This window comes from Scytonema millei VB511283, from assembly GCF_000817735.3.
Lineage (GTDB): Bacteria > Cyanobacteriota > Cyanobacteriia > Cyanobacteriales > Chroococcidiopsidaceae > Chroococcidiopsis > Chroococcidiopsis millei_B.
The window spans coordinates 405852-419291 of the sequence record NZ_JTJC03000004.1 but is presented as its reverse complement, the minus strand read 5'-3'; the positions used below and the strand labels follow the sequence as shown (position 1 = coordinate 419291).

Genomic DNA, 13440 nt, shown 5'->3' with positions numbered 1-13440 from the left:
ATCGGTAATATTTATCAGCAAACTCTTCATATTTATTTACATTTATTTCATAACCATAAAGATTTAAAAACTCTGTATTTGCTCTTTTTACTTACACCAAGCAAATATTAAAAAAATATAAAACCATATTTATACCGAACAATAAGTATAAATACTACTAAGTTTTTTAAAGAAAATCACAAAAATTAACTGCGAAATCTCTTATATGTAAAGGATTTGGAGCTTTTATTGACGGAATCACGCTAACCTTAACAATTCGTAATAAATAATGCACTTATGGCGTTGTATAAACATAACCTGGAGGGATCAATAACAGACAGAAGTTCAGCAAAACTCAGGAAAAAAACAAGTTGGATATTTTCTCATAAAAGTAGAAGTTTTTCTCATAATTCTGACGACGACATAACAATCGTTGGTAGGGGAAATAAAGAACCAGCTTAACCGAGGATGCGGCTCGCGTTTGTTGCGATCGTTCCAAACTTGATAAAACACCGCCAATTTTAATCAAAAAACTGCGCTCAACTTTCGCAAGTAGGAGAAATTAGTTCATGTTAGACGCATTTGCAAAGGTTGTTGCTCAAGCCGACTCCAGAGGCGAGTTCCTGAGCACCGAGCAATTTGACGCTCTTTCCGGTCTAGTAAGAGATGGTAACAAGCGCCTGGATACCGTAAACCGCATCACCAGCAACGCTTCCACCATCGTTACCAACGCTGCTCGCGCTTTATTTGAAGAGCAACCCCAGTTGATCGCTCCTGGTGGTAATGCTTACACCAACCGTCGTATGGCTGCTTGCTTGCGCGACATGGAAATCATCCTGCGCTACGTAACCTACGCTGTAATGGCAGGTGATGCAAGCGTACTCGACGATCGCTGCTTGAACGGATTGCGCGAAACCTACCAAGCTTTGGGAACTCCTGGTTCTTCCGTAGCTGTAGGCGTTCAAAAGATGAAGGAAGCTGCTGTCAAGATTGCTAACGATCCCAACGGTATCACCCAAGGCGATTGCAGCCAGTTGATGTCTGAAGTTGCAAGCTACTTCGATCGCGCTGCTGCTGCTGTTGCTTAGATAAGTTGTTAGCAATTAGCCAACTCGCTAAAAGCTGACTGCTCGTACCTGACCTAAATTAACCAACTGCAATAATAGAGATTGTCAAACAATGAAAACACCGATTACTGAAGCAATTGGCGCTGCCGATACCCAAGGTCGTTTCTTAAGCAACACCGAGCTACAAGCAATCAACGGTCGTTTCGATCGCGCTGCTGCTAGCATGGAAGCTGCTCGCGCTCTGACCAGCAAAGCTCAACAACTCGTTGACGGTGCTGCTCAAGCTGTATACAGCAAGTTTCCTTACACCACCCAAATGCAAGGACCTCAGTACGCGGCTGACTCTCGCGGTAAATCCAAGTGCGCTCGCGATATCGGTCACTACCTGCGGATGGTTACCTACTGCTTAGTAGCTGGTGGTACAGGTCCAATGGATGAGTACCTAATCGCTGGCTTAGACGAAATCAACCGTTCCTTCGATTTGTCTCCTAGCTGGTACGTTGAAGCTCTCAAGCACATCAAATCCAACCACGGTCTGTCTGGACAAGCTGCTAACGAAGCTAACACCTACCTCGACTACGCTATCAACGCTCTAAGCTAGAGAGCGTCAAGCTTGCCCAGAGAGGGGTGCAAGTGCTGGATCGAGAGAACTAGCACTTGCACCTAGCTCTGGGCATTGTTTTTCGCATTTGTCAGAAAACCAATAGTCAGCAAACCCACTTTAAGATTAGTTGCTTCGGGAGAGCGGTGTATGAGCGTTTTACCAGCAGATATTTTAGCAGCAGCAGGACGGCTGGGGATTTCTGCATTTGATGCCTCATCCAGAGTCGAACTACGACCAGATTGGACAGAGGACGAATTGCAATCGGTCATCCGAGCCGTGTATCGTCAAGTTTTAGGTAACGATTACGTGATGAAGGCAGAACGCCTGACTTCAGCTGAATCTTTACTACGGCAAGGAAACTTTACTGTCAAAGATTTTGTCCGCGCTGTTGCCAAATCAGATTTATACAAAAACAAGTTTTTCTATCCCAATTCCAACCAACGCTTTGTCGAACTCAATTTTAAGCATTTGTTGGGTCGCCCTCCTTACGATGAGGCTGAATTAGCCTATCATACAGAGCTGTGCGAAGATGTGGGCTACGATGCCGAGATCGACTCTTACTTAGATAGCGTTGAATACGACAACAACTTTGGTAACAATGTCGTACCTTACTATCGCGGATTTTCCGTCGAACCAGGATCGAGAACAGTAGGCTTTAGCCGGATGTTCCGCCTCTATCGCGGTTACGCTACAAGCGATCGCGGTTCGATTGGAGGCAAATCCCCCCGCCTCATGGGAGAAATCGGTCGCAACCAATCTTCGACCATCGTTCAACCGTCTAGCGGTACGCGCTGGAATTTTGGTGCGGCGATTCCTAAAGATTCAGCTCCCAAAAAAGCGATCGGCGGGACACAAGAAGAAAGCGGACGAGTCTACCGAATCGAAGTCACGGGGCTGTTGCAACCAGGTTATCCCAAAGTGCGCCGGAGCAGCACTGCGATCATGGTTCCCTACGAGCGGTTATCGCAGAAGCTACAGGAAATCACCAAAAAGGGTGGCAGAATCGTCAGCGTGAATCCAGCTTAGCAGTCACTGGTCATTCGTCATTCGTCATTCGTTCCAACCAATGACAAATGACAAATGACAGATGACAAATGACACATTTAATTAGCGCGTCTTAATCTGAACTATGTTTGGTCAAACCTCACTTGGCAGTGGTAGGCTCAGTAACGCCGAAAATCGCATATTTCGCTATGAAGTTGAGGGGATGCGTCAGACTTATGAATCTGACCAATTGAGCTATCCCATTCGCAGTAGTGGCAGTTTTGTGGTTACGGTTCCCTACAACCGCATGAATGAAGAAATGCAACGGATTCACCGCATGGGTGGCAGAATTGTGAGCATTGCACCCGTAACTTTTGATGGTGACGGTAAAGCAAAAAGCGATGCGACCGCAGCTCATCAAAATGTCAAAGCTGAAGGTAAAGGCAAAGCTACAGGAGCCGATGCCAAAAGCAAGAAGTAACTTAACTGAATAGAATCGCGGTTACAGGAGATTATAGAAGCAATGTTCGGTCAAACAACTGTTGGTGCAAACGGAGTTTCCTCCGCCTCTAGCCGGATGTTTCGTTATGAAGTCGTTGGCTTGCGGCAGAACGGCGAAACCGACAAAAATAATTACGAGATCCGCCGCAGCGGTAGCGTATTCGTCACAGTTCCTTACAGCCGGATGAATGAAGAAATGCAGCGGATAACTCGCTTGGGTGGCAAAATCGTTAAGATCGAACCACTAACGACTGTGAAGTAGGCATAGGTTTGACGCAATGGAGTCTAGTGCGGAAGAACTAGAGGTAGCAGCAACAGGATTAACGGTGGAACAAGCGATCGCCAACTTGCGATCGCCAGATCTAAGCTTGCGTTATTACGCAGCTTGGTGGTTGGGCAAATTTCGCGTCCGAGAACCAGCCGCCGTTGATGTTTTGATCGCTGCCTTAGAAGATGAAGCCGACCGGACAGAATTAGGCGGTTATCCCCTGCGCCGTAATGCAGCAAGAGCCTTGGGCAAGCTGAGCGATCGGCGAGCAGTCCCAGGGCTTATTTGCTGTTTGGACTGCGATGATTTCTACGTCAGGGAAGCCGCAGCCCAATCTTTAGCCATGTTAGGCGATCCATCTGCTATCCCCGCATTGACGAAACTGTTGGACGGCGGTGTTGATGCAGCTGTTGACGTACCAGGTAGACCTCATCTCACCCAGCCCTACGATAGCGTTCTCGAAGCTTTGGGAGCGCTACAAGCGAAAGAAGCCATATCTCTGATTCAGCCATTTACAGAGCATCCCAGTCCCAAAATCCAATATGCGGCACTGCGGGCAATGTACCAGCTGACTCAAGAAGATAGCTACGGACAGCGCTTAGTAGCTGGGTTGAACAGCGACGACCTGAAATTGCGACGGGTCGTTTTATCAGATTTGGGGGCAATTGGTTACATCGGTGCAGCCGCAGCGATCGCCTCCTGTAGGGCGGAAAATAGCTTCAAACTCCTCTCCCTCAAAGGACTCCTAGAGTCGCAATTGCAAACCCAGCCTACTCAACTTTCCGACCCAGCCATCCGGTTGATGAGTCTGATGGATTCTTTGTTGTAAAGGCAAAAGGCAAAGAGTGTAGAGTTTAGCCTCTCCCTCCCCAGTCACTAGCCACTAGCCACTAGCCACTCCCATGACCACCTCAACCCAAAACCTCATTCAAGCCGTAGATCGGGCAGATTCGCCCGAAAGCTTGGTGGCGGCGGTGCGATCGCTGGCAGCAGCGAAAGATGAGGCGGGGATTGCAACTTTAATTGCTGTCCTGGGGTACAACAACCCAGTTGCCGCAGTAGCAGCGGTAGAAGGGTTAACGCAATTGGGTGCGAAAGCAGTACAGCCGTTAATTGACAAATTGGATGGCTATAACTACGGAGCCAGAGCTTATAGCATTCGCGCTATAGCGGCGATCGCCGACCCTCTTGCTTTAGAAGTGTTGGCGACAGCAGCAGCAACAGACTTTGCTCCCAGCGTCCGCAGGGCAGCGGCTAAGGGGTTAGGCAGCATGTGTTGGCAAGCGATCGCCACTCCAGCCGATCGCACGGCAGCTCAACATCAAGCCTTGAAAACCTTACTCTCAGTCTCTCAAGACTCCGACTGGTCGATTCGTTACGCGGCTGTAGTCGGCTTGCATGGTTTGTTACAACTATCAGACCTACAAGCAAAAATTCAGCCTCATTTAATGCAAATGATTGAGTCTGATGCCGATCCAGCAGTCCGCGCCCGCGCCCAACTAGCAATAAATGAAGTCGTAAGTCGTAAGTCGTAAGTCGTAAGTCAGAAACCTCTTGCCTCTTGCTTGACTCACCGACATCTAACAATTGTACGGGCGGGTTTAACCGCAGAACTGTTGATTTTAGTACAGCTATGCTCAAAAAAACCGCCCCTACGACAACTGACAACTGTTAACTGATAACTGAAAAATGTCAATACCATTACTTGAAGTCAAACCCTCCAGCCAAAATCAGCGGGTTGAGGGTTACGAAGTTCCTAGCGAAGATACGCCAATTGGCTATCGCTTAACAGATACTTCCTCGGCATCGGATATCGATGAAATTATCTGGGCGGGTTATCGCCAAATCTTCAGCGAACACCTAATTATTGAAAGCTATCGCCAACCCTTCCTCGAATCTCAACTCCGTAACCGGGCTATCACCGTGCGGGATTTTGTTCGCGGTTTGGGTAAATCGGATGTCTACCGCGAGTTAGTTGGAGAAACCAATTCTAACTATCGCTTAGTGGATATCTCCTTTAAACGATTTTTAGGACGCGCTACTTATAACCAAAAAGAGCAAATCGCTTGGTCAATTGTCATCGCTACCAAAGGCTTGAACGGCTTTATCGATGCGATCGTCGATAGCGAAGAGTACCGCGAAAACTTCGGCAACGACATCGTACCCTATCAACGCCGTCGTTATAAAGGTCGTCCCTTTAACTTGGTAAACCCACGTTATAACGGCGACTGGCGCGATCGCGAAAGCGTTCGCACCTCACAAGGTAGTGGCTACTACCGCGCCCGCAAGACTGGAGATGTTACGAAAGAATTGGTGCGTCAGGCAATTCCCTCTAACTTCTTCGCAATGGCTGGTGGGATATTGACTCCACAAGTCAACTATCAGCGATCGCGCGATCGGGTTCTCTCCCAAATCTCAACAATGGAGATCCCCGACACGACACGCAAAGACACGTTGCCCCAAACCTCGATCAAACGTACCAAAGTCGCTCTACCCTACGACTATATTCCCTCCGATCCGAGGAACTGAAGACAAGGGGGACAAGGGAGACAAGGAAGAAGTTTACCTCTTGCCTCCTACCCCTTACCCCTTACCCCTTACCCCTTAACCCTAGTAAATATGTCAATACCCCTCCTTGAATACAAACCCAGTTCGCAAAATCAGCGGGTGGCTGGTTACGAAGTTCCAAGTGAAGATACTCCTTGGATTTATCGCTTGGAAGATTGTACAGAACCCAGCGATAATCAAGAATTGATTTGGGCTGCGTATCGCCAAGTTTTTAGCGAACACGAAATTCTCAAATTCTATCGCCAAGAACAGCTAGAATCTCAACTGAAGAATCGCGCTATCACCGTGCGGGACTTTATTCGCGGTTTAGCTAAGTCAGCATCGTTCCGCCGCTTGGTGGTAGAAACAAACTCGAACTATCGACTCGTAGATATTGCCCTAAAGCGGTTGCTAGGACGTGCATCTTACAACAAAGACGAAGAAATTGCTTGGTCGATTAAAATTGCTACCCTTGGCTGGGGTGGTTTTGTCGATGCACTAATTGATAGCGAAGAGTACCAGCAGAATTTTGGCGATACTACCGTACCCTACCAAAGACGACGGTTTAAAGACAGACCGTTTAATTTGGTAACACCGCGTTACGCTGACTACTGGCGCGATAAAGAGGAAACCGAACGCTATAAATCTGGCGCGATTAGCAACTTCTTTGACATGGCGCGATCGCTGAATATCAGAACCGTAACACCCCAGCCAGTTAGCACGGCTAATATTAGCATTCCTGATACGTCACGGAAGGAAAAATCAACAACGCCCGTTTCTATCAATCCTTCAGCAAGTTTTCCCGTGCGGCTGTAATTTTGAAAGTTTAATAGTAGGAAAATCTAACAGCCACAGATTGACTTACTCACGAACCAACATTCTGCCTACCCTACGTGGGATAATAAGCTAGAAAGCTCTATACATATAGGCTTTGCTTGTTTCAAAAACTTTCCAATTCATGGAAAGCGATCGATAAATTCAGTTTGAATTTATCTGTTTTCATTTTGTGCGATTAACCTAGACGGGAGAATCCCTCATGGCACTGCCGTTACTCGATTACAAACCAACTACGCAAAATCATAGAGTCCGCAGCTTTGGCGTTGCGGATCAAAACGAAGACACTCCATACATCTATCGTGTGGAAGATGCTAATTCTCCAGCAGAGATTCAAGAGTTAATTTGGGCTGCTTACCGTCAGGTATTTAGCGAACACGAAACTCTTAGAATCAACCGCCAAATTCAACTAGAATCGCAGTTGAAGAATCGCGCAATTACCGTGCGCGACTTTATTCGCGGCTTAGCTAAGTCGGAAAGATTCTACGAAATGGTAGTTTCAGTTAACAATAACTACCGACTTGTAGATATTTGCCTCAAGCGTTTCTTAGGTCGTTCTTCTTACAACAAAGAAGAACAAATTGCTTGGTCAATTGTCATCGGTACGAAAGGATTCTACGGTTTAGTAGATGCTTTGCTAGACAGCGACGAATACACCGATGCATTTGGAGATTACATCGTTCCTTTCCAGCGCAAGCGGATGGAAGGTAGACCCTTCAATCTCGTTACCCCTCGTTACGGTGACGATTTCCGCGAAACTGCTGGTACAGTCAAAACAGACTGGCGCTTTACCCTGGATCAGTTCTACAGCCGCAAGTCGAAAGAAAAGCAGCTGCGGGAAGGAGATCCTCGCAAGTATGCTGATATGGCAGCATCGATTAATAACAAAGGTAATTACGCTCAGCGCGTTTCTGCCTTTGACCTTGACTATCTAAGTCTAGTACCATCCCGTGGTAGAAAATAGAGTTGATTAAATTTCAGCTTTATTTTTGATTTAATTCACTGGGTCTAGTTTCCACGCTGATTCAATTTATAACTAGCAGTTGTGCTGTGAGTTATGATTTGAGCCAAGTGGTAGTTAGACCCAGTAATTTTTGGTCATCGATCTTTAGTCATCTATCATTAGTAAAATATTTCATAGAGAACTTACATATCTGGGCGAGCAAAGATGCTCAATCCAGAAGAGTCGGAATGGAGAACCATTTTACACTTGAAGAAAGAATTCAGTTTCTAATTAGTAAGTTGCGCAAGCAAGTCAAGCCAATACACAGAGATAGTGCTTTGCGATTATCGGCTGATGCCTTGGAACAAGTTGAAACGATCGCCGATATTGCTACTAAAGCATATTACTTAAACGAATTGGCGATCGCGTGTATAGAAATAAAATTAGCAGATAAGTGTTTGGAAATTTTAGATCGAGCCTTGGAAGCTACTCAAGCAATCTCCGACAGATCTACAAAAATAACTGAATTTAGTAAAATAGGTAGTGGATATGTCAAGCTCGGTATAGAAGATAAAGGATTAAATCTATTAGATCGAGCTTTACAACTTGCCAAAACGTTAGAAGACGTTGACGAACGAGATTATGCTTTGTGCGCTCTAGCTTTTGCCTGTAAAGAAATTGGATATAATACTTTAGCAATCGAAATTGCTAAGCTAGTAGAAGAAAAATAACCAACTGGTGCGATCGCAAACATAACAGACTTAGCTTCGCAAAACCTCTAACTCTTCTTTTACAGAAAGAGGCTGATATCCCAAATGAAAAGCCTGAGAACTATCTAAAGAAACATCAGCAGGTCGAGGCGCAGCCATTTTTACATCTTGCTGACGACACGATTTTAATCCAGTTGCAGGAAGTTGAAATACCTCTACAAGTAACCGACCAAAATCATAACGCGATAACCGCTCTTTTCCACCTAAATGAATCATACCTTGAATCTGCTTCTCTAACACCATCAAAAGCCCCTTAGCTGCTGTCGTACCACTGGCAGGAGTACGAAATTCATCTGTAAATAATGCTAATTCTTTTCCATCTTGTAGAGTTTGCATAAAAGGCTGCATAAAACTAGTCGCTGTTGGCGTTGCCATACCAAACATTAAAGGCATTCGACAAATTGTCCCCAAGGGATAACGTGTTAAAATTCCCTCTTCAGCTTGAACTTTTTGCTCTCCATAAGCATTCACAGGAGATACCGGATCTATTTCCCGATAAGGCGCGTTTAAACCATCAAAAACTAAGTCAGTAGAAGTAAAAATATAGCGGATGCCATAATCTGCACACAATCCAGCAATATTTAAAGAAGTCATCACATTAATCGCGTATGACTCTTCTGCATGAGTTTGGCAATAATTGGGACTTGACTGCGCCGCAGTATGGATTGCAGCTGAAGGTTGAATTTGTTGAAACAGATGCTTGAGTGCTTGAAAATCTCGCAAATCGATTTTAAGCATCGTCACGCCTGGAATTTCTATTTCATGGGAAAAGTACGTACTATATACATCCCATTGCTGTTTTGCCAACTGACATAAATGCCAACCTAAAAAACCACTTGCGCCAGTAACTAGAAGTTTTTTCATGCGATCGCTTTTTGAACTGTATATTCTTTTGTTGTACATTACTTGTAGTCACGGGATACGATCGCCGTTTCTTGCTAATTGCATTTTCCGCTTGCTCCAAACTTTCTTGACTTCTACGTCAAGCATCAAGGTATAATTGTAGATCGTCTGTCTAATTCCGGCTCGGATCAGGTAGACCGAACACAAAAGCTGAAATGTTCTCAAATCGAGCAATCAGCTACCTGTACGGCACAATCATTACAAACTCATGACCTACGCAATTATTGAAACCGGTGGTAAGCAGCTGAGGGTAGAACCAGGGCGTTTTTATGATATCGAACTCCTGGCAGCAGAACCTGATGCAACAGTGACTATTGAAAAAGTTTTGTTGGTGCAGCACGACGGCAATGTTACCGTCGGGCAACCGTTAATTAACGGCGCAACCGTAGAAGGAACAGTGGTACGACACCTACGAGGGCGTAAAGTCTTGGTGTACAAGATGAAGCCCAAGAAAAAGACGCGCAAAAAGCGGGGACATCGGCAAGAAATCACCAGACTGATGATTGACTCGATTAACCTCAATGGTTCCAAGTTGACAGCTCAAGCAGCGGCTACGACTGAGACTTCAGCTAGTCAAGCGCCTGCTGAAACCACAGAGGAAACTGCATCAGAATAGAATGGGGGGCGATCGCAACATCCTTAAATCTTGGGTAGATCGCGCTCGGCTCGTAATAATGAAGTAGAGATAGAAAAAATAGCGCAGAGGATACAATGGCTCATAAGAAAGGAACAGGTAGTACTCGCAACGGTCGCGACTCTAATGCTCAACGTCTAGGTGTTAAGCGTTTTGGTGGTCAAGTCGTGCGGGCAGGTAATATTTTGGTACGGCAACGGGGAACGAAGTTTCACCCTGGTAACAATGTCGGCATCGGTAGCGATGATACTTTATTTGCCCTGATTGATGGCGTAGTGACGTTTGAAAGAAAGGGTAAAAGCCGCAAGAAGGTGAGCGTATATGCTCCTGCAACTGCGGCTGAACCCGCAGCAGCTACAGCGTAGATTGGTTAGAGCGCGAATTGAATTCGCATCTACACAAACAAAGTCCGCCTTTGCGGACTAAGAATTACTCAGGCTACTGGCTACATGCAGTAGCCTTATTTCATAGCAGTGTGTGGGTATACGTCCCTACCGACTCTTAATTTTCAAAATAAGTCTAATGACTATTAATTGCTACCAGCAACTCGCTCAAGCATTAGAAAAAGGAGCAGTCGTACTAGCAACCGCGATCGCCATTAAAGGCTCGGTTCCCAGAGAAGTAGGAGCCAAGATGATGATCTGTGCTGACGGTCGTACCTACAATACCATCGGTGGTGGTGCGGGAGAGGCAAAAGTCATTCGTCAAGCAGCGATCGTGCTGGAAACAGGCGAAAAGCAATTGGTAGAGATCGATCTGACTGGCGCACCCCAACGGCAAACCCAAGGAATTTGCGGCGGAATCATGCAGATCTGGTTGGAAAGGTGGTCTGGTAAAGAGGCGATCGCCCTTGTCGCTCGAATTCTCAATTTACTCCAGTCGGGACAAACAGCTACCCTCGTTACTCCTTTTGCCCTTGACAAATCGCCATATTTATTATCAGAAAATACTTTGATTGCCACCGAAGAATCTTTTATTGAAACTCTACAACCGCCACCAACTTTATTAATCGTCGGGGCGGGACACGTAGGAGAACAATTAGCAAAAGTTGCTCATACAATTGGATTTCAAGTTATTATTCAAGACGAACGCCCAGAGTGGGCAAACCGAGAACGCTATCCCCAAGCAACCGCAATTTATCACCAAGCGATCGCCTCAGTTGTGACGCAATTAGCAACTCATACGCAACTTTATGCAGCACTAGTAACGCGAGGTTTTCAGTACGATTTAGCAGCTTTAAAAGTTTTGTTAGCTCGAAATCCTGCGTGTAAATATATCGGTACGATTGGGAGTGAAAAGCGGGTACGTCAGGTGATTCAAGCGCTAGAAACAGAGGGTATTCCTGCAAATAAATTGCGATCGCTCTATGCACCAATCGGTTTAGATATTGGAGCGCTGACACCAGAAGAAATTGCTGTAAGTATCTGCGCCGAATTAATTTTAGTGCGTCGAGGTGGTACGGGTCGCCCTTTATCACAGCTAAGGATTAGCTTAAGCGAATAGAATTCGCGACTATACAAACCAAGTCCGCCTGCGCGGACTCATGGAAAGTCAAACTTCTTAACCCTCGCAGGTGAGTTTTGTCTGTGTAGACGCGACTTGCAGTTACCTGATGCTAAATTTAGTGCCTTTATTATCAGATAGTATTACTTCGATAGAAGATTAAGTTTCATGTGAAATTTGCTGTTTCTAGTCGCTTCACCTGCTTTACCAGTCTGCTGAATACTCATCTCATTTTCAGAGTTTGCAATCAGATTAGCACGAAGCGGAAAAGGGCGATCGAGCTGCATCATCAACCTCCCATCACCTTTAGATTCAAATGATTTTAGAGTTACAGTAGCTCCGCTTGGTATTTCTGGTAGAGTTAATTTTTGTGGGTTAGCGTGCTGCTCAAACCATATATTTAAAGTTGCTATATTATCTTTTAGATTCACCAATTCATATGTTATTGTTTGCTTCACACTCATTCCCAAAAGAGAAGGTTTAGTTGTGACACGCCATTTAGCCCCAATACCAATTGCTTCTTGAGGCAAAGGTGAAGACATTTGGTCGAAAGAAGTTGACATCTGCTCTGAGAATTGTTTGAAATTTGCATCTGACTTCTGAGACGACGCAAATTTAGCTGTTTGAATTTGTCCGCGATTATCGATGATGAAAGATCCACTCGTACCAACCATCTTTTTCATTTGCGATCGCATCGCTTCCAGTACCTGTGGTGGCAAGCTGGTAGAGTTCATGACATCTACATTAGAATAAGACCATTTGAAGTGAATGTTACCGTTAGGATCGACTTTTGTTACTACTGCATCCATAGCAACTGTTATTGGTGGTAAATCAACTTTCGGCATTGTTTGACCTGCCATAGATATATCTGTATCCATTTGTAAGGTCATAGTAGCTGTCTGTTTTGCATTTACCTGGGGACGAAAGCGTAGTTCTTGCCGTGGTTCATCTCCAGCTTCTAATAGTTCTACTTGAGGCTTTGTCGTAGCAGTTGCAATTTGAGTTTTTGCTTGTTGCTTAACTAGGGATGGTGTTTCTGCATTGACTGCCAATCCCGAAGCAGTAACTAGACAGCAAATAAAGCTGTAAAATAATATTTTTTTCATCTATTTTTGGGTAATTGGTTGTTGATTGTTAGTTGTTGAGATCGAAAGAGTGCGTGATAACTGATAACTGATAACTGATTACTATAAAAACATATGCTTCATAAAGATGTATTTCCAACAGTGGAAATACAGATTTCAATATCTGGTATTCTCACTGAAGCAAATTCAGCGCGATCGCACGGATTATCTAAATAATTACCGTTTGCGTGTCTATGGTTTTCTATTTATGAAAAAGAACTCTCTTACTTGGTTTCCCGCTACAGGTGCTTGGATGAGTGCCATTCTACTAACACTGTTAATGGGAGTTGTCACGCTAATTATTAAACAAACTAGCATTCCCTTGATTCGATTTATTAGCGAACATTTATCTACTAAGATGAGTTGGTGTTTATCCGTTTTATCTCTGCTTGCGCCAATTCTAATTATTGCCTTCATCCATCATTGGCTCCACCTCATATTAGACCACTTTTTTCCCGATACTCAATCTGCTCCAACCGAGGAAAGTGATAGCTTTTTTCCTGGGATAATGAGTTGCTGGGAAGGGCTATTTGCTTGGTTAGCGATCGCAGTATCTACAATCTTGGCTATAGCAATTATTATTGCAATATGTCCCTACGATTCTTCGGAAAATTCTGTAATTAAATACTTATTAATGTTGTTTGCTTGGGACGATCCAAAACATTTATTTTCAGCACCAGTTATCGGGCGGACTGCGATCGCCGCTTACCTATATCATTTTGAATATCTCGTTCGCTGTCGCGTCCAGACTGAAGTCACTTCCAGCCGTTGGTGATGGT

General features: G+C 44.9%; 15 protein-coding genes and 2 pseudogenes. 15 read left to right on the top strand and 2 right to left on the bottom strand.

Features of this window, described 5'->3' with window-relative positions; all coding sequences use genetic code 11:
* Positions 1 to 548 precede the first annotated feature (548 nt).
* The 11 genes and pseudogenes from cpcB (at position 549) to QH73_RS16850 (ending at position 8458) form a co-directional block, all read left to right on the top strand.
* Positions 549 to 1067 (top strand): C-phycocyanin subunit beta, encoded by a 519-nt coding sequence (cpcB, locus tag QH73_RS16900; RefSeq protein WP_015155410.1) that lies wholly within the window; start codon positions 549 to 551, stop codon positions 1065 to 1067.
* Positions 1068 to 1158: 91 nt separating this feature from the next.
* A complete protein-coding gene (gene cpcA, locus QH73_RS16895) occupies positions 1159 to 1647 on the top strand; it encodes a C-phycocyanin subunit alpha (protein WP_039717026.1) in 489 nt (162 codons plus the stop codon).
* A 150-nt stretch (positions 1648 to 1797) separates the two neighbouring features.
* Complete coding sequence (locus tag QH73_RS16890; protein WP_015155412.1) at positions 1798 to 2676, top strand: phycobilisome linker polypeptide; 879 nt, start codon at positions 1798 to 1800, stop codon at positions 2674 to 2676.
* A 103-nt stretch (positions 2677 to 2779) separates the two neighbouring features.
* Positions 2780 to 3005 (top strand): annotated as a pseudogene (gene cpcD, locus QH73_RS16885) (rod-capping linker protein CpcD); the annotation flags it as partial.
* Positions 3006 to 3157: 152 nt separating this feature from the next.
* Positions 3158 to 3394: pseudogene (gene cpcD, locus QH73_RS16880) on the top strand (rod-capping linker protein CpcD); the annotation flags it as partial.
* A gap of 19 nt (positions 3395 to 3413) precedes the next feature.
* Positions 3414 to 4232, top strand: coding sequence for a C-phycocyanin alpha-cysteine-84 phycocyanobilin lyase subunit CpcE (cpcE, locus tag QH73_RS16875; protein WP_039717029.1), 819 nt, complete (start codon positions 3414 to 3416; stop codon positions 4230 to 4232).
* A 73-nt stretch (positions 4233 to 4305) separates the two neighbouring features.
* Positions 4306 to 4938 (top strand): C-phycocyanin alpha-cysteine-84 phycocyanobilin lyase subunit CpcF, encoded by a 633-nt coding sequence (gene cpcF / locus QH73_RS16870; protein ID WP_039717030.1) that lies wholly within the window; start codon positions 4306 to 4308, stop codon positions 4936 to 4938.
* A gap of 154 nt (positions 4939 to 5092) precedes the next feature.
* Positions 5093 to 5932, top strand: a complete 840-nt coding sequence (cpcG1, locus tag QH73_RS16865) for a phycobilisome rod-core linker protein CpcG1 (RefSeq protein WP_039717031.1) — start codon at positions 5093 to 5095, stop codon at positions 5930 to 5932.
* Between the two features lie 90 nt (positions 5933 to 6022).
* Entirely contained in the window at positions 6023 to 6766 is a 744-nt protein-coding gene (gene cpcG2 / locus QH73_RS16860) for a phycobilisome rod-core linker protein CpcG2 (RefSeq protein WP_039717032.1), read from the top strand.
* A gap of 220 nt (positions 6767 to 6986) precedes the next feature.
* Positions 6987 to 7748 carry a phycobilisome rod-core linker protein CpcG4 gene (gene cpcG4 / locus QH73_RS16855; RefSeq protein ID WP_039717033.1) on the top strand — a complete coding sequence of 254 codons (762 nt, stop codon included), beginning with the start codon at positions 6987 to 6989 and terminating at the stop codon, positions 7746 to 7748.
* Positions 7749 to 7975: 227 nt separating this feature from the next.
* Positions 7976 to 8458: a hypothetical protein gene (locus QH73_RS16850; RefSeq protein ID WP_039717034.1), complete on the top strand. Its 483-nt coding sequence runs from the start codon at positions 7976 to 7978 to the stop codon at positions 8456 to 8458.
* Positions 8459 to 8488: 30 nt separating this feature from the next.
* Here the strand turns inward: QH73_RS16850 and QH73_RS16845 are convergent, their stop codons facing one another.
* A complete protein-coding gene (locus tag QH73_RS16845; protein ID WP_039717035.1) occupies positions 8489 to 9361 on the bottom strand; it encodes an SDR family oxidoreductase in 873 nt (290 codons plus the stop codon).
* Positions 9362 to 9608: 247 nt separating this feature from the next.
* On the opposite strand from QH73_RS16845, the gene rplU reads away from it, so the two are divergent.
* From rplU to QH73_RS16830, 3 genes are all read left to right on the top strand, one after another.
* Positions 9609 to 10016 carry a 50S ribosomal protein L21 gene (rplU, locus tag QH73_RS16840; protein WP_015155422.1) on the top strand — a complete coding sequence of 136 codons (408 nt, stop codon included), beginning with the start codon at positions 9609 to 9611 and terminating at the stop codon, positions 10014 to 10016.
* 95 nt (positions 10017 to 10111) lie between these two features.
* Positions 10112 to 10399, top strand: a complete 288-nt coding sequence (gene rpmA, locus QH73_RS16835) for a 50S ribosomal protein L27 (RefSeq protein ID WP_015155423.1) — start codon at positions 10112 to 10114, stop codon at positions 10397 to 10399.
* A 157-nt stretch (positions 10400 to 10556) separates the two neighbouring features.
* Complete coding sequence (locus QH73_RS16830; protein ID WP_039717036.1) at positions 10557 to 11537, top strand: XdhC family protein; 981 nt, start codon at positions 10557 to 10559, stop codon at positions 11535 to 11537.
* A gap of 143 nt (positions 11538 to 11680) precedes the next feature.
* Here QH73_RS16830 and QH73_RS16825 read toward each other — a convergent pair whose 3' ends face one another.
* Positions 11681 to 12643 (bottom strand): DUF6263 family protein, encoded by a 963-nt coding sequence (locus tag QH73_RS16825; RefSeq protein ID WP_039717037.1) that lies wholly within the window; start codon positions 12641 to 12643, stop codon positions 11681 to 11683.
* A gap of 106 nt (positions 12644 to 12749) precedes the next feature.
* On the opposite strand from QH73_RS16825, the gene QH73_RS16820 reads away from it, so the two are divergent.
* Positions 12750 to 13436, top strand: coding sequence for a hypothetical protein (locus QH73_RS16820; protein ID WP_052290215.1), 687 nt, complete (start codon positions 12750 to 12752; stop codon positions 13434 to 13436).
* Positions 13437 to 13440 lie beyond the last annotated feature (4 nt).